The organism is Leclercia sp. UBA5076, from assembly GCF_002416465.1.
Classification (GTDB): Bacteria; Pseudomonadota; Gammaproteobacteria; order Enterobacterales; family Enterobacteriaceae; genus Enterobacter.
Genome location: NZ_DIAO01000014.1, coordinates 75076 through 97578 on the forward strand (window position 1 = coordinate 75076; position 22503 = coordinate 97578).

19 protein-coding genes are annotated in these 22503 nt (G+C 57.6%); 7 read left to right on the top strand and 12 right to left on the bottom strand.

Translation table 11 applies throughout. The features are described from left to right. Positions 1–2: 2 nt before the first annotated feature. The 9 genes from B3X29_RS13730 to B3X29_RS13770 form a co-directional block, all read right to left on the bottom strand. Positions 3–335, bottom strand: a complete 333-nt coding sequence (locus B3X29_RS13730) for a putative T6SS immunity periplasmic lipoprotein (RefSeq protein ID WP_159339691.1) — start codon at positions 333–335, stop codon at positions 3–5. Further along, positions 332–895 (bottom strand): type IV secretion protein Rhs, encoded by a 564-nt coding sequence (locus tag B3X29_RS13735; protein ID WP_103178413.1) that lies wholly within the window; start codon positions 893–895, stop codon positions 332–334. Before B3X29_RS13735 ends, B3X29_RS13730 begins: the two co-directional genes overlap by 4 nt. 166 nt (positions 896–1061) lie before the next feature. Continuing rightward, a complete protein-coding gene (locus B3X29_RS13740; protein WP_139156320.1) occupies positions 1062–1376 on the bottom strand; it encodes a hypothetical protein in 315 nt (104 codons plus the stop codon). Between the two features lie 11 nt (positions 1377–1387). Then, on the bottom strand, positions 1388–2434 hold the full coding sequence (gene fbpC, locus B3X29_RS13745) for a ferric ABC transporter ATP-binding protein (RefSeq protein ID WP_159339692.1): 1047 nt from the start codon (positions 2432–2434) through the stop codon (positions 1388–1390). Positions 2435–2438: 4 nt separating this feature from the next. Further along, the gene (locus tag B3X29_RS13750; RefSeq protein ID WP_159339693.1) at positions 2439–4517 is read right to left on the bottom strand and encodes an ABC transporter permease; all 2079 of its coding nucleotides are present in this window, start codon (positions 4515–4517) and stop codon (positions 2439–2441) included. A gap of 63 nt (positions 4518–4580) precedes the next feature. Next, positions 4581–5612: an ABC transporter substrate-binding protein gene (locus B3X29_RS13755; protein ID WP_032616757.1), complete on the bottom strand. Its 1032-nt coding sequence runs from the start codon at positions 5610–5612 to the stop codon at positions 4581–4583. A 13-nt stretch (positions 5613–5625) separates the two neighbouring features. Further along, positions 5626–6927, bottom strand: coding sequence for an MFS transporter family glucose-6-phosphate receptor UhpC (uhpC, locus tag B3X29_RS13760; RefSeq protein ID WP_156653971.1), 1302 nt, complete (start codon positions 6925–6927; stop codon positions 5626–5628). 85 nt (positions 6928–7012) lie between these two features. Further along, positions 7013–8554, bottom strand: coding sequence for an MASE1 domain-containing sensor histidine kinase (locus B3X29_RS13765; RefSeq protein WP_159339694.1), 1542 nt, complete (start codon positions 8552–8554; stop codon positions 7013–7015). Beyond that, entirely contained in the window at positions 8554–9183 is a 630-nt protein-coding gene (locus B3X29_RS13770) for a response regulator transcription factor (protein ID WP_156653973.1), read from the bottom strand. The genes B3X29_RS13765 and B3X29_RS13770 overlap by 1 nt, the downstream gene beginning before the upstream one ends. Before the next feature lie 397 nt (positions 9184–9580). On the opposite strand from B3X29_RS13770, the gene tauA reads away from it, so the two are divergent. From tauA to tauD, 4 genes are read left to right on the top strand one after another with little or no spacing between them, the layout of a single operon-like run. Next, positions 9581–10543, top strand: a complete 963-nt coding sequence (gene tauA, locus B3X29_RS13775; RefSeq protein ID WP_159339695.1) for a taurine ABC transporter substrate-binding protein — start codon at positions 9581–9583, stop codon at positions 10541–10543. 10 nt (positions 10544–10553) lie between these two features. Beyond that, positions 10554–11321, top strand: a complete 768-nt coding sequence (gene tauB / locus B3X29_RS13780; RefSeq protein WP_159339696.1) for a taurine ABC transporter ATP-binding subunit — start codon at positions 10554–10556, stop codon at positions 11319–11321. Next, a complete protein-coding gene (tauC, locus tag B3X29_RS13785; protein WP_156653976.1) occupies positions 11318–12145 on the top strand; it encodes a taurine ABC transporter permease TauC in 828 nt (275 codons plus the stop codon). The genes tauB and tauC overlap by 4 nt, the downstream gene beginning before the upstream one ends. After that, positions 12142–12993 carry a taurine dioxygenase gene (tauD, locus tag B3X29_RS13790; protein ID WP_159339697.1) on the top strand — a complete coding sequence of 284 codons (852 nt, stop codon included), beginning with the start codon at positions 12142–12144 and terminating at the stop codon, positions 12991–12993. Before tauC ends, tauD begins: the two co-directional genes overlap by 4 nt. A gap of 44 nt (positions 12994–13037) precedes the next feature. Here the strand turns inward: tauD and B3X29_RS13795 are convergent, their stop codons facing one another. Then, positions 13038–14726, bottom strand: a complete 1689-nt coding sequence (locus tag B3X29_RS13795) for a lysophospholipid acyltransferase family protein (protein WP_159339698.1) — start codon at positions 14724–14726, stop codon at positions 13038–13040. Positions 14727–14853: 127 nt separating this feature from the next. Continuing rightward, a complete protein-coding gene (gene hemB / locus B3X29_RS13800) occupies positions 14854–15828 on the bottom strand; it encodes a porphobilinogen synthase (protein WP_103178425.1) in 975 nt (324 codons plus the stop codon). A 525-nt stretch (positions 15829–16353) separates the two neighbouring features. Between hemB and B3X29_RS13805 the strand changes: the two genes are divergently transcribed. Both B3X29_RS13805 and B3X29_RS13810 read left to right on the top strand, forming a co-directional pair. Next, complete coding sequence (locus tag B3X29_RS13805; RefSeq protein WP_290554732.1) at positions 16354–19128, top strand: autotransporter outer membrane beta-barrel domain-containing protein; 2775 nt, start codon at positions 16354–16356, stop codon at positions 19126–19128. Between the two features lie 67 nt (positions 19129–19195). After that, complete coding sequence (locus tag B3X29_RS13810) at positions 19196–19822, top strand: helix-turn-helix domain-containing protein (protein WP_156653979.1); 627 nt, start codon at positions 19196–19198, stop codon at positions 19820–19822. A 2-nt stretch (positions 19823–19824) separates the two neighbouring features. Here the strand turns inward: B3X29_RS13810 and ampH are convergent, their stop codons facing one another. Beyond that, positions 19825–20982, bottom strand: coding sequence for a D-alanyl-D-alanine-carboxypeptidase/endopeptidase AmpH (gene ampH, locus B3X29_RS13815; RefSeq protein WP_103178428.1), 1158 nt, complete (start codon positions 20980–20982; stop codon positions 19825–19827). Positions 20983–21268: 286 nt separating this feature from the next. Here ampH and sbmA point away from each other — a divergent pair, with 286 nt between their 5' ends. Next, positions 21269–22489, top strand: a complete 1221-nt coding sequence (sbmA, locus tag B3X29_RS13820; protein ID WP_159339700.1) for a peptide antibiotic transporter SbmA — start codon at positions 21269–21271, stop codon at positions 22487–22489. The last annotated feature ends 14 nt before the right edge of the window (positions 22490–22503 follow it).

A 22503-nucleotide genomic window follows, 5' to 3' on the forward strand; every position in this document is an offset into this window, starting at 1 on the left:
AATTATCTGTTCCCATCGTTGTCGATAAAGAATGAATCAGAATAACTGACTCCATTTAAATTATATGCAATATTGTAGTTATATCCCTTTGGCAATTTAACGTTTACACATGTGTCAGGATAGGATAAAGATATATTATCTTTTGCTTCTATAACTGTGTATTTTTTATTTGGCCAATAGTAAATGCTATAACGTTTTAGAATATCACTCTTGTTTATAGTAAAGCAGATGGTGTTATCTTGCATATACACGCTACGATGTATTGATGCTGGTTTTCCTCCACCAGGGCAACCCGTAAGGATAACAATAAAAGGTAATGTGAGTAATCTCTTCATCCCGGAAATCCTTTCAGGACTGATTTGTATTTTCTAATGAGTTCATAAGTGGATACATTCGGATGATAATCTCTATATTCTGTTAAATATAACGTATCACTATTAAATCCATAGGTAAGAAGTAGCCAATAATCGCTGGCAATTGATGCTTGTTGTTCTAGCCCATAATGGAGGAAATCAGCTTTGTCTAAACTGTAACTATAATCAGCCAGGCGAGAGAATAACCCTCTGGTTCTCACAAACATTCCCTTTTGTGCTTGCCATGCATGAACCATTTCATGCATAAATCTGTGTTTCTTCTGCAGGTCTCTTTCTAAAGAAAAATCCGGTGAATAGGTTCCCTCTCTAAACCATAATTCGCCGTCAGGAGCCATTGCAACATCTACAGGTTGCAGGTTGAATGGTAAATACCCTTCACGATGTACCCAAATGCGGCTATAGATCAGACTTCCACCAAATAAAGTCCTGGCTAATGCAATTTCACCTATCGTTAGTTGTCTGACGCCACCAGGTACAATCGGTGTTCCTGATGTGGGTTTTATACTTTCATCAACTGGCATTTAGTATCCCTCTAATTGCTGTTGGTTTTGTATGTTAATCGTACAGTATGCGACAGGCGAGAGGAAGCGTGGTTTACAGAAAAGTGCTTAAAATTAAAAGGCTTTAAGTGAAACAGGTAATGGCAACCGTAGGCCCGGCAAGCGCAGCGCCGCCGGGCATTAATCATTACGCCAGGAGTTCAATTACCCCCTCATCGGTTCTGAGCCAGCGCGGCATCTTGAGCGTATCGGCGTAGAAACTGACCCGTTCTCCGGGCAGATTCTGGATGACTCTTTCCACGTCCGTGGTGAGCGAGCCACTGATCAACTGCTGGGTCAGTACCTGGCAGTAGCGCCCGAGGTGATCGGCCTCGGGCTCAAACACAGGGAGACGGGTCGGGAAATCCTTTACCGTCAGGCTTTCTTTTAACGCCTCCGGAACCACCACCGGAGCCGCACGCTCCCCCTCACCCCAGCCCTCTCCCACAGGAAGAGGGAACAAAACGGTGCCGTTTACGCCGCATCTGCCAGCACAAACATCCCATACGGATGGATCTCCAGGAAATATTCTTCCCCCACGTCCGGCTGCAGCCTTGTCGCGTTCACCTGCAACAAAATCTCCTGCCCGTGCCACTCCACAATCACCTCATACTGCGGCCCCATATAGGCGACGTGGCGGATCACGCAGCGCTGACTCGTCTCGCCGTGCTGGCTCAGGGTGATCGCCTCCGGGCGTACCCCAACGGTGCCAGCCCCCTGGGCGGCAAAGTGGAGCGGGCGCGGCAGGCGATAGCCGTGGATCGCCACGTAATCCTGGGTGAAGGTGGCCGGGAACAGGTTGGCATCGCCCATAAAGCTCGCCATAAAGCGCGACGCGGGCTGGCGATAGAGATCCTGCGGGGAGCCAATCTGCATGATGTTGCCCTTGTTCATCACCAGCACGGTGTCCGAGACCGCAAAGGCCTCGCTCTGGTCGTGGGTCACATACAGCGAGGTGATGTTGAACTGCTTTTGCAGCTCGCGGATCTTATCCCGCATGCTGCGCCGCAGGTTGGCGTCGAGGTTACTCAGCGGCTCATCAAACAGCAGCACTTTCGGTTTGAGGATCAGGGCGCGGGCGAGCGCCACGCGCTGCTGCTGGCCGCCGGAGATCTGATCCACATAGCGGTCTTCGAAGCCCTCCAGATCCACCATCGCCAGCGCCTCTTTGACGCGGGATTTGATCTCCGCGCGCGACACGCCGAGCATCTTCAGGCCGTAGCCGACGTTCTCCCCCAGCGACATGTGCGGGAAGAGGGCGTAAGACTGGAATACCATGCAGATATCACGCTGCTGAATGGAGCGGTGGGTCACGTCTTCGCCGTCGATGAGGATCTGCCCGTCGGTGGGTTTTTCCAGCCCCGCCACCAGACGCAGCACCGTGGTTTTGCCGCAGCCGGAGGGGCCGAGCAGGGTCACCATCTGCCCCTGGGGGATCGCCAGGTTGATGTTTTCAATCACCGTGTTGGCGCCAAAGCGCTTGGTCACGTTACGCAGTTCAACGAAATGTTTCTGAGTCATAGTGTTACGCCTGGTTTTTGGCTTTTGAACGGGAGATACGCGCCTCACCGATGAGCCAGTCAAAGAGGAAAATGATCGCCAGCATGACCACAATCAGGATCGAGCCGTAGGCAATCGCCACGCCGTATTCGCCGTCTTCCACGCGGTTCAGAATGTAGGCCGTTGCCACCCGGGTATCCGGCGTGACGAGGAACACAATGGCGCTGACGGTGGTAATGGCGCGCACAAAGCTGTAGATCAGCGCCGACAGAATGGCCGGGCGCAGCAGCGGCAGCAGAATGTGCGTAATGGTGCGCAGGCTCCCGGCGCGCAGGCTCAGCGAGGCTTCGTCCAGCGATTTATCGATCTGGCCCAAACCCGCGATCCCGGCGCGAATGCCCACCGGCACGTTACGCATCACCATGGAGATAATGACGATGGCGGCGGTGCCGGTCAGGTAGACCGGGGCGCTGTTAAAGGCGAGGATGTATGACACCCCCGCCACGGTACCCGGTACCGCAAAGCAGAGCATGGTAGTGAACTCGATGGTCTTTTTACCCCTGAACTGCTGGCGCACCACCACCCAGGCGATCAGCAGACCGAAGGCGGCGGTGATCGGTGCCGCAATCCCGGCGTAGAGCAGGGTATCGAGCAGTGAAGGCCATGCCCCGTCGCTCATCCCCTGGCCGAAGAGCTTGATAAAGTTATCCAGCGTCAGGGTGTAATCCACCCCCCAGTTGACGGTAAAGCTGCCGTAGAAAATGCTGCCGTAAAGCAGGGCGTTAAAGGCGATCCACACCGCCAGCAGGGCAACCACGCTCCACACCAGGGTGACCGGCAGGGGCTGGACGTCGCCGCGGTAGGACTTGCCGGAGACGGTGACGTAGGAGCGCTTGCCGATCCACATATACTGAATGCAGAACACCAGCAGGGAGAAGAGCAGCAGAAAGGCGCCGAGGGTGCTGGCGGCCTGATAGTCGAGCTGAGAGCCGGTGATGTAGAAGTAGATCTGCGTCGCCAGCACGTCGAAGTTACCCCCCAGCACCAGCGGGTTACTGAAGTCGGCCAGCGACTGGACGATGACAATCAAAAAGGCGTTGGCCAGCGCGGGCTTGAGCAGCGGGACAAAGACGCCGTTAAAGGTCTGCCAGCGGCTGGCGCGCAGGGTGTACGACGCCTCCTCCAGCGACGGATGAATGGTCTTGATCGCCCCGTCGAGGATCATAAAGGCCATCGGCGTAAAGGCCAGCACTTGCGCCAGCCAGATACCGGTGAAGCCATACAGCCAGTTGGTATTGGTCAGCCCAAACCAGTCCACCATCAGCTCCGTAATATAGCCGGAGCGACCCATCATCAGCGTCACGCCGAGACCTACCACGAACGGCGGGGTAACAATCGGCAGGATGGAGAAAATACGGCCAATAATGGCGCTGCGTCTGGCGATGCGGGTGGTGTAGATCGCCAGCACCAGGCCGAAGAAGGTGCAGCCGATGCCGACGGCGATCGAGAGCAGGATCGAGTTGATGATCACCTGGATGATATGCGCCTGGGAGAGCACATTCATAAACGCCAGCGGCGCGAACTCCCCGGCGTCGTTGGTGAACATCGGAATAAAGATGGCGATGCTCGGCCAGACGATAAAGATGCCGATCAGGGCGACGATGGTAATCAGCGAGCCGATGACAAAGCGGTCGCCGCCCAGCCACTCGAGGCGGGTCAGGGCCAGGGTCATGATCGCCCCCAGCGCTACAAACAGCACGATGATGGCGTAGCCCAGGCCGCGTCCTTCGAGGGTGGCGCTGATGACCACAAAGGCCATGCACAGCAGCGCCCAGCCGGCGTCGAGGTAGTGGCGGCTACGCTGCTCGCGCTTCGCCTCGGTGAACGGGCGCACCAGCAGCAGGGTGGGGAGCAGATACCACAGCCAGCTGATGTTGAAGTGAGACCAACTGTAGGCGTCGAGGATCTCGTCGCCGGTGGACTCCAGCAGGCCGTAATCCAGGCTCCAGCTCGGCAGAAGGGCAAACGCCAGCCAGCTAACAAAAACCCAAAGGAAGACCGCATCCCGTTTTTTTACGGGATGGAGAGCGAGTGTCTGTGACATAGGTATTCCGGTGTTGTAGGCCGGGTAAGCGTAGCGCCACCCGGCAAAGGAGCAATAGCGGGCTTATTTACCCATCTTCACGTCGCTGACCCACTTGTTGATCAACGCTTTACGCACGTCCGTCGATCCGTACTTATCCATGTCGTAGCTGATGAGCTTCAGGTCATCGAGCTTCAGCGAGTTCGGCGAGGTCTCTGCGGTGGTGTTGGTCAGGATCTGATAGGACTTGCCCTGCTTCCACGCCAGCTCCTGGGCCTCTTTCGACAGCACCCAATCCACGAAGAGCTTCGCGTTCTCTTCGTTGCGCGCCCCTTTCAGGATGCTGACGCCGCCAATCTCATACCCGGTGCCTTCGCACGGGGAGATCAGCTCCAGCGGTGCGCCCTGCTCTTTTTCCAGCGAGTAGTCGTGCAGGAAGCCGATGCCGATGGCCGTTTCACCGCGGGCGGCGTTACGCGCCGGGGCGATGCCCGATTTGGTGTACTGGGAGACGTTGCCGTTCAGCTGTTTGAGGTAGTCGAAAGCCTGGTCTTCCCCCCACAGCTGGACGAAGGTCGCCAGCGCGGTATAGGCGGTGCCGGAGCTTTGCGGATCGGCAATCTGGATCTCGCCCTTGTACTCCGGTTTGGTCAGATCTTTCCAGCACTGCGGTACCGGCAGGTTTTTCTCTTTCAGGCGCTGGGTGTTGACGCCAAAGCCCAGAATGCCCACGTACACCGCAGAGGAGAGGTTGCCTTTCACCTTGGCCGGATCGCGGAATTTCTCCATGATCTGCTCCAGGTTTTTCGATTTGTACGGCTGCAGCAGCCCCATCTCACCGGCCTGAGACTGCGGGTCCAGGGTGCCGCCGTACCAGACGTCAGCCTGCGGGTTTTTCTTCTCGGCATCCACTTTCGCCAGCGTACTGCCGGAGCCGTTGCGGATAAACGAGGTTTTGACGTCGTACTTGTCGCCAAACGCTTTGGTTTCGGCCTCGCACATTTCGTTGGTGGCGCTGCAGTAGACCACCAGGCGGCCTTTGGCCTGTGCGGCACCGGTTAAGGTTGCCAGCGCGATCCCGGAAGCAATGAGGGTAGAGAGAAGCGTTGTTTTCATTATTCAGCCCTTTTTATGACGTTATGTGACTGCGAGAAGCGGTGATGCCCGCCATCAGCAGCGGCATCAGGAGTAAACCCATCAGTACGGCGGCGATGGAGAGCAAACTGAACATTCCCGACCAGCCGTAGCGTTCGATAACCTGCGACAGCGGCCACCCGGCCAGCGCCGCCCCCAGATAGGCAAACACGCCAAGAAAACCGGTAATCGAGCCTGCTGCCTGCTTGTGCCCGCACTCCACGGCGGCAAGGCCGATGAGCATCTGCGGACCAAAGACAAAAAATCCCACCGTAAAAAAGCACATCGCCAGCAGGGCGTAGTGGTGAACCGGGGCCAGCCACAGGGCGGCGACCGACACCATCAGCCCCAGCGTAAACAGTAAAATCATCGGCGCCCGCTGGCCGCTGAACAGCAGATCCGACCCCCATCCGGCGAAGAGTGCCCCCAGCAGGCCGCCCACCTCGAACAGCATCACCGTGGCGTTGGCGCTCAGCAGGTTCACCCCGTGGCTCTCCGCCAGCCAGATGTTGCCCCAGTCGTTGAGGGCAATGCGGATCAGATAGACCAGCACATAGGAGGCCCCGAGCAGCCAGATCATCGGGTTTTGCAGCATGGTGGTGCGTAACATCTGCCACAGCCCCATCGGCGGGCTCTGCTGCTCCTGGCGCAACTCCAGCGGATCGTTGCGCCACTCCCCGACCGTGGGCAGACCCTCTTCCTGCGGTGTGCCCCGCAGTTGTGTGGTCAGCCACAGGCCGAGCACGATACTGATGATCCCCGGTGTCAGCATCGCCGCCTGCCAGCCCCAGCGATGGGCGGCGAAGGCGCAGATCAGCGGAATAATCGCCCCGCCGATGTTGATGGAGGTGTTCCAGCACCCCCACCAGAAGCCGCGCTCGTTGCGCGAATACCAGTGGGTGAGCAACCTGGCGCAGGGCGGCCATCCCCATCCCTGAAAGAAGCCGTTCAGCGTCCAGATAAACAGCAGCAGGGGCAGGGAGTCGCCGAAGGCGAACAGCACGTTCAGTACCCCGGTCGCCATCAGGCCGATGCCCATAAACGCCCGCTGGCCCTTGCTGTCGTGCCACAGTCCGGCGGCAAATTTCGACAGGCCGTAGCTGAGGTAGAACAGCGATCCGATCAGGCCGATATCGCTCTTGCTTAACCCCAGATCCAACTGCAATGCGGGCAGCACGTAGTTGAGGCTTTTACGCGTCAGGTAAAACGCGGCGTAGCCAGTGACCATGCAGAGCAGCAGTCGCGGGCGCAGCCGGCGGTAGCGTTGTGTAACCTGTTCAGCTGACAGTGCGGGCATGGCGTTCTCCATTTGCAATGACTGTATGAAAGCGCGACGAAAAAGGGATGAGAGAAAGTCTGGCGTGACTAAGACTTTTTCCTGGTTAGCGGTGTGTTTGTTGCAAAACTGTGGGCAGGTTAACAATTACGCGTGTGCCGCCCTGGGACTCCAGGGTGAACTCGCCGCCCAGGGCATGCACCCGCTCGCGCATCCCCTGGATGCCGAAGCCGGGGATCGGCTGCATGCTGATACCGTTGCCGTTATCCTTAACCTCCAGCCGCAGCTGGTTATCCTGCTCACAGAGCAGGACGCTGACCTCGCTGGCATCGGCATGTTTGCTGACGTTATTCAGCAGCTCCTGGAGTAAGCGATAGAGGGTGAAGACCAGGGTTTCACTCTGCGGCGGAGCGGTGAGCCGGTAGTCAAACCGACACTGAATGCCGCGCTCGGCAAAGGCGAACTCGTTCACCAGGTGGTGCAGCGCCTCGTTCAGGGAGAGCTCGTCCAGCACCGGGGGGCGAAGCTGGCGCAGCAGCTGGCGGGTGGAGTGGTGAATGCGGCGGGCCAGCTCGTTGATCTGCCCGGCGGCCTCTAACGCCTGCGGATTATCCCCCGCCCGTTTTACCAGCTGGGACTGGATCTGAATGGCGGTGATGTTCTGCCCAATCTCGTCGTGCAGCTCCCGGGCCAGGTGCTTGCGGGTATCTTCTTCGGTATGGATCAGCTTTTCGGTCAGCTCGCGTCGGGCCTGCAATTCTGCCTCCAGCCGACGACGATAGTGATCGAGGTTCATCGCCAGATGTTGCTGGCGGCTGATAGCGATCCCCAGCCCAATCCCCAGCAGCGACTGGGTGGCGAGAAAAATTTCCAGCTCCAGCAGATCGCTGAACCCTACGCCGACCTGACGGGCAATGGTGATCATCATGCTGCCCAGCAGCCCGGAGAGCACGCCTCCCTGCCAGCCGAACTTCCACGCCATCACCACGTTGGGCAGAAACACCACAATCAGCAGCAGTCGCTCCAGGGAGGGTGAGAGCACCATCTGGGTGCCGATACCGATGATAAAAAAGAGGCTACACCAGATGATAAGCGAGGTGCGCAGCGGCGGGTTGCTGGTATCGAGCCCCAGCAGATGGTAGCGATGCTGCTGGCGCAAAAACTCAAACACGAGGTAGACGAACGGCGTCAGCAGCACCCCGCCGGTAAAGGAGGCCAGCACCAGCAGGGTGGCCGGGCTTTCAAGGAATGGCGCCAGGATCAGGGTCTGGAGCAGGGCATTGAGGGTCACTGCCGCGATCAGCAGCGACAGACGCTGCCAGTAGAGGGGATAGCGGTGCCAGTAGTGCTGCGCCAGCCACGCGCAGACGGTGCCCATCAGCGGCACCACCAGCATCAGGTGATGAGTCAGCAGCTGTTCGCCGTGCAGCCAGAACATCGCCGCCAGCGGAGGGAGGATCAGCGCCGGCCAGAAGCGGCGCGAAAGCACAATCAGCAGCGCCAGATAGACGCCCTGAGGCAAAAACAGCGCCGCCTGCTGCCCGTTGCGGGTGAGGTAAAAGCTCAGCGTCCACAGCATCAGCCAGCCGGTGCCCCAGGCCAGCATAATAAACAGCGAGAGGATGATGTGCCGCAGGGAGCGCCGCATTAGTGGCCCGTCAGCAGTTGGTGATCGAGGGCAAAGTGCACCAGCTCAATGGTGCTGCTGCACTGCAGTTTGCCCAGCACGTTGGCGCGATGAACATGGACAGTTTTGTGGCTGAGCTCAAGCTGGAAGGCAATCTCCTTCACGCTTTTGCCCTGGACCAGCAGCTCGAACACCTCTTTCTCGCGCGGGGTCAGTACCGCCAGCGCCTGTGATACCGGCTCACCGCCGCGCAGGGCTTTAACCGCATCGGCACACAGATAATGGCCGCCCATGCCGACGGATCGGACAGCCTGGACCAGCTCCTCCGGGCCGCAGCGCTTGGTGAGATAGCCGCTGGCCCCGGCGTCCAGCGCGCTCTGCACAAAGGCGGGGGTGTCGTAGATGCTGAGGATAATGGCGCGAAATCCCGGGCGCTGCTGGCGCAGGCGTTTGAGCAGGCTCAGGCCGTTCTCATCGGGCATGGCGACGTCGAGCACCGCCACATCGATGGCCTCGCGGCTAAGGGCGGCCCAGGCCTCTGCGGCGCTGCTGTACTGGCCTTCCACCACCAGATCGTCTTCCAGATTTAACAGCTGGGCGAACCCGGAACGCACCACCACATGGTCGTCCACCAGCACCACTTTGATCATCTCAGATACCTTTACGAAGTCATTCGCCTATGATGCCTGTCAATGGTTGGCTGGCAATTGTGCAGCTGCGGTTATGTAACGGATGTAACAAAATTGCAATAAAGGTTTGGGTAGTAAAGTAGACCGGGTAAGGCGTAGCCGCCACCCCCCTGGCACGTTCACCGGTTCTGGTATACCAGAGCAGCACGGACCGTGAAGTGAACGGAACTACCTCTACCGTTACATATTTCTTTGCCCACACGAGTCAAATAGCCCTCACCCCAATCCCTAAAATCCAACTATCTATTGCCGCTTTTTTTCTAAAAACGATTCGGCATTAACGATGCTTTTTAATTCCTTTATCAAAATTCTCGCCGCGGAAATACTGCCTCCATAACAACAGAGGGGAGCAGACACCATGGCAATTTCATCGCGTATCACCTTACTCGGCGCCCTGGCGCTGTGGGTATTCCAGGCGCAGGCGGTAGATGTCACCGTTGCGTATCAAACTTCCGCTGAGCCCGCGAAAGTGGCCCAGGCGGATAAAACCTTTGAGAAAACGAGCGGCGCCAACGTGGACTGGCGTAAGTTCGACAGCGGCGCGGCCATCGTGCGGGCGCTGGCCTCCGGCGACGTGCAGATTGGCAATCTCGGCTCCAGCCCGCTGGCGGTGGCCGCCAGTCAGCAGGTGCCGATTGAAGTTTTCCTGCTGGCCTCGCAGCTCGGTAATTCCGAAGCGCTGGTGGTGAAGAAAAACATCATGAAGCCAGACGATCTGATCGGCAAACGCATCGCGGTGCCCTTTATCTCCACCACCCACTACAGCCTCCTCGCCGCCCTGAAACACTGGGGGATCAAACCGGGCCAGGTGGAGATCATCAACCTGCAACCTCCGGCGATCATCGCCGCCTGGCAGCGTGGCGATATCGACGGGGCTTATGTCTGGTCCCCGGCGGTAAACGAACTGCAAAAGGACGGCAGCGTGCTGACCGACTCCGCCCAGGTGGGCCAGTGGGGATCGCCAACCCTCGACGTGTGGGTGGTGCGTAAAGACTTTGCCGAGAAACACCCGGAGGTGGTGAAAGCCTTCGCCAGAAGCGCCATCGACGCTCAGCAGCCCTACATTGCCAACCCGGATGAATGGCTGAAACAGCCCGCCAATATCGAAAAACTGGCCCGCCTGAGCGGGGTGCCGGAAGCCGACGTGCCGGGTCTGGTGAAAGGCAATACCTACCTGACGCCTGCCCAGCAGTTGCAGCAGCTGTCAGGCCCGGTGAATAAAGCGATTGTTGATACCGCAGGCTTCCTGAAAGAGCAGGGCAAAGTGCCCGCGGTGGCGGCGGACTACAGCCAGTACGTCACCGATCGCTTTGTGAAGTAAGGAGGGCCGGATGCTGAATATTACAAATCTCTACGCCGATTACGCTGGCAAGCCTGCGCTGGAGGATATCAACCTGACGCTGGACAGCGGCGAGCTGCTGGTGGTGCTCGGTCCGTCCGGCTGCGGGAAGACCACGCTGCTGAATCTGATCGCCGGGTTTGTACCTTATCAGCATGGCGCTATCCAGCTGGCAGGGAAAAAGGTAGTGGGACCCGGTGCCGAGCGCGGTGTGGTCTTTCAGAACGAAGGGTTGCTGCCCTGGCGTAACGTGCAGGAGAACGTCGCCTTCGGGCTACAACTGGCGGGCACGTCGCGTGATGAGCGGCTGGCAACCGCACGGGAGATGCTGAAAAAAGTCGGGCTGGAGGGGGCGGAAAAACGCTTTATCTGGCAGCTCTCCGGCGGCCAGCGTCAGCGCGTCGGCATCGCCCGGGCGCTGGCGGCCAATCCGCAACTGTTGCTGCTGGATGAACCTTTCGGTGCGCTGGACGCCTTTACCCGCGAGCAGATGCAAACTCTGCTGCTACGCCTGTGGCATGAGACCGGCAAGCAGGTGCTACTCATCACTCACGACATCGAAGAAGCGGTGTTTATGGCCACCGAGCTGGTGCTGCTCTCGCCGGGGCCGGGGCGGGTGCTGGAGCGTCTGCCGCTCAACTTTGCCCGCCGCTTCGTGGCGGGCGAGCCGGTGCGCAGCATCAAGTCCGACCCCGATTTTATTGCCCGGCGCGAATATGTGCTGAGCCGCGTGTTTGAACAGCGGGAGGCCTTCTCATGAGCATTGTGGTCAATGACAAAACGGCGCGCAAACGGCTGACCCTGCGCTGGCCCTTTTCCCGCTCGTTGACGCTCAGCGTCACCACCCTGTTGGTGCTGCTTGCGGTGTGGTGGGCAGTGGCGGCGGCGCAGTGGATAAGCCCGCTCTTCCTGCCGCCGCCGGGCCAGGTGCTGGGGAAACTCTTTACCATCGCCGGTCCGCAAGGGTTTATGGATGCCACTCTGTGGCAGCATCTGGCGGCCAGTCTGGAGCGCATTCTGGTGGCGCTGCTGGCGGCGACGATCGTCGGGATCCCGGTGGGCATTGCGATGGGCTTGAGCCCGACGGTGCGGGGCATTCTCGATCCGCTGATCGAACTTTATCGTCCGGTACCGCCGCTGGCGTATCTGCCCCTGATGGTGATCTGGTTTGGCATCGGCGAGACCTCGAAGATCCTGCTGATCTACCTGGCGATTTTCGCCCCGGTGGCAATGTCTGCGCTGGCGGGGGTCAAAAGCGCCCAGCAGGTGCGGATCCGCGCGGCGCAGTCGCTGGGCGCCAGCCGTGCGCAGGTGCTGTGGTTTGTGATTTTGCCCGGCGCGCTGCCGGAGATCCTGACCGGGCTGCGCATCGGCCTCGGCGTCGGCTGGTCAACGCTGGTGGCGGCTGAGCTCATCGCCGCCACGCGCGGATTAGGCTTTATGGTCCAGTCGGCGGGGGAGTTCCTGGCGACGGACGTGGTACTGGCAGGGATCGCGGCGATCGCCGTGATCGCCTTCGGATTAGAACTGGGGCTGCGCGCGCTACAGCGCCGCCTGACGCCCTGGCATGGAGAGATACAATGAGTGAACGTCTGACCATTACCCCGCTGGGGCCGTATATCGGCGCGCAAATTTCCGGGCTGGATGTGACCCGCCCATTAAGCGATAACCAGTTTGAGCAGCTCTATCACGCGGTGTTGCGCCATCAGGTGGTATTCCTGCGCGAGCAGGCGGTGACGCCCCAGCAGCAGCGCGCCCTGGCGCTGCGGTTCGGCGATCTGCATATCCACCCGGTCTATCCCCATGCCGAGGGGGTGGAGGAGATCATCGTGCTGGATACCCATAACGATAATCCACCGGATAACGACAACTGGCATACCGATGTCACCTTTATCGAGACCCCGCCCGCCGGGGCGATCCTCGCGGCGAAACAGCTGCCGCAGAGCGGGGGAGATACGCTGTGGGCCAGTGGAATTGCCGCCTTTGAGGCGTTATCCACCCCGTTCCAGCAGCTGCTGAGCGGCCTGCGGGCGGAGCACGATTTCAAAAAATCGTTCCCGGAGTATAAGTACCGTAAAACGGAAGAGGAGCACCAGCGCTGGCGGGAGGCGGTGGCAAAGCATCTGCCGCTGCTGCACCCGGTGGTGCGCACCCATCCGGTGAGCGGCAAGCAGGCGCTGTTCGTCAACGAAGGCTTCACCACGCGAATTGTTGACCTGAGCGAGAAAGAGAGCGAGGCGCTGTTAGGTTTCCTCTTCGCCCATATCACCAAACCGGAGTTTCAGGTGCGCTGGCGCTGGCAGGAGAACGATCTGGCGATCTGGGATAACCGGGTGACGCAGCATTACGCCAATGCCGATTACCTGCCGCAGCGGCGGATAATGCAGCGGGCAACGATTTTAGGGGATAAGCCATTTTATCGTGCCCCATGACAGAGGCACCCGTAGGCCCGGTAAGGCGAAGCCGCCACCGGGCGCTACAAATGGGCTTCGATATACCGCTGATAACGGCTGGCTTTCAGATAACACAAATCCACCAGCACCAGCCCGTCCACGCAGTTGTTGAACGCCGGGTCGCTGCCAAAATCGATAAACTGCACGCCGCCGGGCTCGCACAGCTCGGAATACTGCTTGTACAGCGGCGGGATGCCGCATCCCAGATTGCCAAGCAGTGATTTCAGCCGGGTCAGATCCTCCACATAATCTTCGCCCCCAAACTGCGCCAGCACGTCGGGCAATGAGGCGGGGTACGGGCGGCGCGAGGTCGCCAGCGGATGAGTGGCCGGGAACCAGAGCCGGTAAAAGGCCACCAGCAGATCCCGCGCCGCGAGCGGTAATCCCCCGGAGATGGAGACCGGTCCGAACAGGTAACGATAGTGCGGGTAACGCGCCAGATAAGCACCAATGCCGGACCACAGGTAGTCGAGCCCGCGGCGTCCCCAGTAGCGCGGCTGAATAAAGCTGCGCCCCAGTTCAATCCCGTGCTCCAGGATCTCATCCATGTCGTCGCCGTAGTGAAACAGGCTGTGGCTGTAGAGGGCATCCCGTCCCTGGAAGGCGGTCGGCATAAAGCGGTAGGCGCCTACAATCTCCAGATCGTCGTCATCCCATAAAATCAGGTGCAGATAGTCATCGTCATAGCGATCGGTATCGCGCCGTTTACCGCTGCCTTCGCCCACGGCGCGAAAAGCAATCTCCCGCAGTCGGCCCAGCTCGCGCAGGATCGGCACCTCTTCCTGGCCGTTGCGCTGCCACAGATAGATGCTTTTGCCATCGGCGGTAATGCCCAGACGCTCCGCCTGCGCCAGGGCGCGCTTCAGGGTGGCACGGTCTTCCGGGCGGGCAATGGCGGACTCGGTTTTGAACACACCCGGCAGTCCCTTGCCGAGGCGCAGCACGTGCTGGCGGCACTGCTCGGCCAGCTCCCGGGCGGAGAGCGTGGGGCTGTACCAGTGGTGCCAGCCGATCTGCTGGCCGATTTTCACCGGCAGGCGGCTGTGGCGACGGCGAAACATCTGCTGCATCAGCAGCAGCATCGACAGCTGCGGCGAGAGCAGGGTGGTGGCATAAAACAGCAGGCTGTTGCGGGCGGGGATATTAATCGGCAGCAGCGGGGCGCGGAATTTGCCCGCCAGTTTGATAAAGCCGGGGTGCCACTTTTTATCGTGGATCCCGGTGCGCGTGGGGCGGGAGACCTCCCCCGCCGGGAAGAAGATCAGCACCCCACCATTTTGCAGCTGCTGCTCCATCAGGGCGAACGACGATTTCCCTGTCCGTCCGCCCATGTTATCCACCGGAATAAACAGCGCACTCAACGGTGCCAGATGCGTCAGCATGCGGTTGGTCACCACTTTCACGTCCCGGCGCACGCGGGAGAGGGCATACAGCAGCGCCAGTCCGTCCAGCGTACCGGTGGGGTGATTCGCGATAACAATCAGCGGGCCGTGGGCGGGGATCTGTTCGAGGTCGTGAGCCGGAAGGGTACAGAGGATATCAAGATGCTCCAGAATCTGTTCCACCATATCGAGCCCTTTCAGGTGACGGTGGTCGGCGGCAAATTGCTGAAATTCCGCTTCGTATAAGAGCTTCTTTAACACGCTTTTTTGCCAGGGTGCAGGTTTTGCCTGCGGCCAAAGGTCATCGAGAACGCTGTCGAGACTAAACATGGTGGCTCCTCCTCCTGTTCTGCTGAGACAGTAGAAGCGCCAGATGTCGATTGTATTGCAGGGGGGTGAAGCTTGTGTTCCAGGTCCGTAGGCCGGGTAAGGCGAAGCCGCCACCCGGCAATAGGGATTAACGCAGAATTTTCTTCTCGGCCAGATCCAGCGCGAAGTAGCTGAAGATCAGATCCGCACCGGCGCGCTTGATCGCCCCCAGGCTTTCGAGGATCACTTTCTCTTCGTCGATCGCCCCCGCCTGGGCGGCGAATTTGATCATCGCGTACTCGCCGCTCACCTGATAGGCGCCCAGCGGCAGTTCGGTGCGCTCGCGGATGTCGCGCAGGATATCCAGATAGGCGCCCGCCGGTTTCACCATCAGGCAGTCAGCGCCCTGCGCTTCGTCGAGCAGCGACTCACGGATCGCTTCGCGGCGGTTGAGCGGGTTCATCTGGTAGGTTTTGCGATCGCCCTTCAGGGCGGTACCGGCCGCTTCACGGAACGGACCGTAGAAGGAGGAGGCGAACTTGGTGGAGTAGGACATGATCGCAGTATCAGTGAAGCCAGCGGCATCCAGCGCCTGGCGAATGGCCTGCACCTGGCCATCCATAGCAGCAGACGGAGCGATAAAGTCCGCGCCTGCGGCGGCAGCCACCACCGCCTGTTTGCCCAGGTTCTCCAGAGTGGCATCGTTATCCACGCCGTGATCGCACAGCACGCCGCAGTGGCCGTGGGAGGTATATTCGCAGAAGCAGGTGTCGGACATGACGACCATCTCTGGCACCGTCTGTTTGGCGATGCGCGACATACGCGCCACCAGACCATCCTCTTTCCAGGCATCGCTGCCGGTGGCGTCGGTATGGTGGGAGATGCCGAAGGTCATGATTGAGCGGATGCCTGCGTTGGCAATGCGTTCAATTTCGCGCGCCAGATGCTTCTCAGGAATGCGCATCACGCCCGGCATGGCGTCGATGGCTTTGTAGTCGTCGATCTCTTCTTCAACAAAAATCGGCAACACCAGATCGTTCAGGGACAGGGTTGTCTCTTCAAATAATGCGCGCAACGCCGGGGTTTTGCGCAGGCGACGGGGACGAGCAATTAAATCGGTCATGATATGCCTGAGGTAGTGAATCGAAGAGGGACAGTGTACCTGAAATGCAGCCGGACTGTTTTACTAAAGTTGTCGTTTAGGTTGAGAATGCAGGGCGGTGGGAGCGGTATTATTTATGGTTTTATATTTTACTTCCTGAAATAAGTTTACATTATAATATCGCGCGAAAATTATCTGAATCTGGATATAGCTAGCCCTGGTAATATCCTAATCCTTCTCATTGTTTTTTTAAAATTGCTATTATTATTTATATGTTATATTTCTCATTCGCTTTTATTTAATAATTTCTGATGATCTTTCGCCTTGTGTTTCTTTTGTTTCGATTGAATGCAACTCTTTGTTATTTGTGCTTTTTATTATTATTTTTTATATTTTAAAAAGTGCCTGTATTATATTGTCTGTTTTCGGACATAATTACTACATTCATTGAACTATTTTCTTTAGCGACTGCATAATTCTCCTCGCAATATATTTGCACTGTATTTACGGACAAACTTGCTTACGTCCCTGAGGAGGGATGACCCAATGCAAACATGGAAAAAGAAATTTGTTGTATCTCAACTTGCATTAGCCTGTACGCTGGCTATCGCTTCTCAGGCCAATGCAAAAGATATTTCTGGTAGCACTTATAACACTTTTGGATATGATAATACGTCTACCTCTGCCTGGTATAACGGCTACTCCGACTGGAATTACTCCAGCGCGACCCACGACAACGATATCTATCCTGTCATTAACAAGTCGACGGTAAACGGCGTTATCTCAACGTATTACCTTGATGATGGCGCGGGCGGGCATGCCAATTCGCTGTCAATCTCCAACAGCACCGTCAAAGGTATGATCACCTCCGGTTGCATGACCACCGAATGCGCTGGCGGTTTGAATGCGGATGGTACAACGCATAACCAGTACGATCGTTTTAGCCTGAATGTCGACAATTCCACCATCAACGATACCTACGAGCACTACGCTTATGACGTCGTTGACGGCACCAGCACGACCACCCGTTACTGGGATACTTACGCGCTGGGCAATGCCATTACCCTCGACGTAGAATCGGACATCGTTATTCAAAACAACTCCCACGTGGCCGGTATCACTCTGACTCAGGGCTATCAGCAGCTGGATAACACGCCGTATGATGCTGTGACCGGCATTGAAGACAACAGCCATGTCTTTACCAACACCCTGCAGGTTAACGATTCGGTTGTCACCTCCGGCGCCTACAGCGATCTGGGCACCAACGGTTTTTACGGTCAGTCGGCGAAACCGAGCGATTACGGCGAGAGCAACGCCACGGCTGCGGATGATGCAGCGCTGATCGTCAGTGCCAGCAGCGCGGATAACGCCATGCAGACCACGGCTAACTTCGATCACTCCACGCTGAGCGGCGATGTACTGTTCACCAGCACCTTCGACAACAACTTCTATCCAAATGGCGATCCGGCTACCGATACCACCGCTGACGGCGTCTACAACCCGACCACCAACGGCTGGGATGGCACTGACAAACTGGATCTGACCCTTACCAACGGCAGTAAGTGGGTCGGCGCAGCCGTCTCCAGCGTCGAGGCGATTGGGCCTTCTCAGATGTATGGTCTGGGCTACAGCAGCGTCGACTGGCGTAGCCTGGAGCCAAACAGCATCTGGCCTGAATCCACCTTCAACAGCAATGGTCATCTGGTGGGCAACCAGGTTTATCAGAGCGGTCTGTTCAACGTCGCGCTGGATAACGGTTCCGAATGGGATACCCGTAAGCAATCCAACATTGACAAGCTGACCGTCAATAACCGTTCGCAGGTCAACGTAGAAAGCTCTGGCTTACTGGCGGACAGCATCACTCTGACCAACGCGTCGACCATGAACATTGGCGATTCCGGTGATGTGGCAACCGACAGCCTCTATCTCGACAGCGCAAGCCGGACCACCCTGACTCAGGAAACGGCGGCGCTGTATGCCAACACCATTACCGTGGATAACCATGCTGAACTGGCGCTGGGTCTGGGCCAGGTCGATACCCACAAAATGGTGCTGACCGATGGCGGCGTGCTGAATGTTGCCAGCCGTGATTATGTGTTCAATTCCGATCTGAACAATGCTCGCTATATCACCAATGATATCCACCAGGCCGATTACGATTACGGGGTGATCGCCCTGAACTCTGACGGTCATCTGGCGGTGAACGGTGAAGTGTCCGGTAACTATAAAGTGCGTCTGGATGACGCAACCGGCGCGGGTTCTGTCGCTGACTACAAGAATAAGGAAATTATTCGCGTTTACGACAATAACGCCGATACGCAGGCCAGCTTCACCGCAGCCAATAAAGCGGATCTCGGTGCTTACACCTATCAGGCACAGCAGCAGGGCGATACCGTGGTGCTGCGTCAGGAGCGTCTGACCGATTACGCCAATATGGCGCTGAGCATTCCTTCTGCCAACACCAACATCTGGCATCTGCAGCAGGATGCGCTCGCTAATCGTCTGACCAACAGCCGTCATGGCCTGGCAGACAACGTTGGCGCATGGGTGAACATCTTCGGCGGTAATTTTGACGGCGATAATGGCACTATCCATTACGATCAGGACGTTAGCGGCATCATGGTGGGCCTCGATACCCATATTGATGGTAATAACGCTGACTGGATCGTCGGTGCGGCAGCAGGCTTTGCGAAAGGCGATATGAATGACCGCAGCGGCCAGGTGGATCAGGACAGCCAGACCGCAATGCTCTATTCCGCGGCGCGCTTTGCTAACGATCTCTTCATCGATAGCTCCCTGAGCTATTCGCGCTTCAATAACGATCTCTCAGCGAACATGAGCAATGGTGAATATGTCGATGGCAATACCACGACTGACGCCTGGGGCTTTGGGTTGAAACTGGGTTACGACTGGAAACCGAACACTGCCGGTTACCTGACCCCCTATGCAGCCATTTCCGGTCTGTTCCAGTCCGGGGACGACTACCGCCTGAGCAACGACCTGCGTGTGGGAAGCCAGTCTTACGACAGCATGCGTTATGAAGCCGGTATCGATGCAGGTTATACCTTCGGTTATGGCGACGACCAGGCGCTGACGCCGTTCTTCAAACTGGCCTACGTTTATGACGATGCCGGTGAAGATGCCAAAATTAACGGCGACAACATCGATAACGGTGTGAAAGGCTCTGCGGTGCGCGTAGGCTCGGGGACCCAGTTCAGCTTCACCAAAAACTTCAGTGCGTACACTGATGCCACCTATTTGGGTGGGGGGGATGTCGATCAAAACTGGGGCGCTAATCTGGGTGTGAAATACACCTGGTAATATGTCTGATGCGGGGAGGCCTGCCTCCCCGTTGTTATAGCGTCAGTTAAGGATGACCTGAGATCTCATGAACCGTTATGCAAAACCCATTTCTGAGTTCTCCCGACTTGAACAGTGCCTGGCGGCGCACAGCACACCATTTACGCTTCCTGCAATGCATCCTGTCTTCGGGGATTGCGATAAAGAAAATGAAAACGCAGTAGTGCTGCAGTCGGGCACGCTCAGTATCCACCGTCAGCAGGACGATCTGCTGATAGAGATTGTCACCGCACCTTATATCTTCGGGCTGAATGCCGGCATGATGGGCTGCAGCACCGAATACCTGCTGGTGACGCAATCCCCCTGTACCGGTTTCTGGCTGCCTGCATCCGGGGCCCGCCAGCTGATCCAGCAGGCCGGTTTATGGTCCGATGCCTTCTGCTGGCTCTCCTGGCACCACCGGGTAATGGAGATCCGCGACAAACAGCTGGTGGGCAACAATTCGTACAGTCAAATCCGTTCCACGTTGCTGGATATGGCCCAGTGGGATGAGACGCTGCGTATGCGGGTGGGGGTCATGAACTACATTCAGCGCCGCACACGTATTTCGCGTTCCGTGGTGGCAGAAGTGCTGGCGGCGCTACGCCAGGGGAACTACATCACTATGGACAGGGGCAAGCTGGTCAGAATCAACCACTTGCCCGCTGAATATTAGCGTCAGGATGCCGGGATAACCCGCGGTTTGTTCTCGCTCAGCTCCACCACCAGCTGGTTAACGCCGTCGCTCATGTTGACGAAACGCGTGAGCGGCGAGCGCGTTACCACCACAAATACGCCCACGTTAGATTGCGGGATCATCGCCATATAGGTGATGAATCCGCCGCCACCGCCGGTTTTCTGAATAATGCCAGGCCGTCCATTTTTAGGTGCCATATAGACCCAGCCAAGGCCCAGCGCGTCCGCACGGCCTGGTACATCCATCCCGATCACCCGGCTTAACTGGCTGCGTTGATAGATCAGAGTCTGCATTCTGTCGGCCTGGTTGCTGCGCGCGTAGAAATCAGAGGAGAGGAACTGCTGCATCCAGCGCATCATGTCGCCAGGAGTGGAGTAAACCCCGCCGCTACCGACCGCCGCCAGGGTGTTATTACACGGGCTGGCCCCTTTCTCTGCCACCATCAGGCGTTTGCACTGATCGGGTGACGGAGTAAAGGTAGTATCTTTCATCCCCAGCGGACGGGTGATCTGCTCTTCGAACAGCTGGGCGTAGGGCTTGCCCGCGGCGTTGCCCAGCGCATCGGCCAGCAGATCGAACGCCAGGTTCGAATAGGCGGCCTGGGAGCCCGGGGATGATTTCAGGGTGGCTGTCGACAGCCAGTTCCAGCGCTGATCGCGGGTTGGCCAGACGAAGACCGGACGGTGGGCCGCGCCGCCTGGCTGTTCGCGCGGCAGGGCGCTGGTGTGGGTAGCCAGGTTAACGAGCGTAATCGGCGCGCCCTGATATGTCGGCACCCGGGCGCCCGGTGGCGCATATTTACTTAACGGATCGTTGAGCTTAACCACGCCCTGATCGAGCAGTTTCACCAGCATCTCACTGGTCATTAACTTGGTCAGGGAGGCGATGCGCACTACAGAATCAAGCTGCGGATGGATATTATTGCCCGGGCGCGTTTCGCCAAAGCTGCGGAATACGCGCTGGTTGCCGTCAATCGCCACCAGAGCCATCCCCGTTGCGCCACTGCCGTAAAAAATATGATTCGCGTAGCGATCAACCACATCGGAGGCAAAAGCCGGGTCGGTAATCGGCTCGACAGCCTGCGCGCTGGTGAGGCTGGCCGCATACAGCGCGGCGGAGAGGAACAGACAACGTTTCAACGAAAGTATCCATGAAGTGAATGAAAAAGTATGCGTATTTATACTACTAAAGACCATAATGCAAAGGCCTGAACAGCATAACGATAGCGTGAAAAACGTAACCGCGGGTAAATACGAACAATTTCGTTATTACCGATCTCATGTTTTGTGACATTGCGCTTATGATACCTGCCTGGTTCATTGGCTTTTCCGCTCGGGTGGCGGTTGACGGCGAACTAATACAGGGCCCACAGGTCTGATAATCCGTCGTCCACAGCAGTAGCGATAACTACAAGAAGGAAGCGTTATGTTTAAGTCGTTTTTCCCAAAACCGGGACCCTTTTTTCTCTCGGCCTTTATTTGGGCTCTGATCGCGGTCATTTTCTGGCAGGCGGGTGGCGGGGCCTGGTTTGAGCGTCTGGTTGGCGCTACGGGTGATGTGCCGATCAGCGCGGCACGTTTCTGGTCACGCAGCTATCTGATCTTCTACGCCTATTATGCGTTCTGCGTTGGGGTGTTTGCCCTGTTCTGGTTTGTCTGGTCGCCGCACCGCTGGCAGTACTGGTCGATTCTCGGCACCGCGCTGATTATTTTCGTCACCTGGTTTCTGGTGGAGGTGGGCGTGGCGGTCAACGCCTGGTATGCCCCGTTCTATGACCTGATCCAGACCGCCCTCAGCGCGCCGCACAAAGTCTCTATCAATCAGTTTTATCATGAAGTGGGCGTGTTCCTCGGTATCGCGCTCATCGCCGTTGTTATTGGCGTAATGAATAACTTCTTCGTCAGCCACTACGTCTTCCGCTGGCGTACCGCGATGAACGAACACTATATGGCCCACTGGCAGCAGCTGCGCCATATTGAAGGTGCCGCCCAGCGTGTGCAGGAAGACACCATGCGCTTTGCCTCCACGCTTGAGGATATGGGGGTCAGCTTTATCAACGCTATTATGACTCTGATCGCCTTCCTGCCGGTGCTGGTCACGCTGTCGGCGCACGTACCGGACCTGCCGATTGTCGGTCATCTGCCCTATGGCCTGGTGATCGCCGCGATTGTCTGGTCGCTGATGGGCACCGGCCTGCTGGCGGTGGTAGGGATCAAACTGCCGGGGCTGGAGTTCAAAAACCAGCGCGTTGAGGCCGCCTACCGTAAAGAGCTGGTCTACGGCGAAGACGATGCCAGCCGCGCCTCGCCGCCAACGGTGCGTGAGCTGTTTGGCGCGGTGCGCCGGAACTACTTCCGCCTCTATTTCCACTACATGTATTTCAACATTGCCCGCATTCTCTATCTGCAGGTGGATAACGTTTTCGGTTTGTTCCTGCTGTTCCCGTCGATTGTAGCCGGTACGATTACGCTGGGTCTGATGACGCAAATTACCAACGTCTTCGGTCAGGTACGCGGGTCGTTCCAGTATCTGATCAGTTCATGGACCACGCTGGTGGAGCTGATGTCCATCTATAAACGTTTGCGCAGTTTTGAACGTGAGCTGGATGGTCAGGATCTTCAGGAAGTTACCCATACGTTGAGTTGATACAGGGAGCTGTT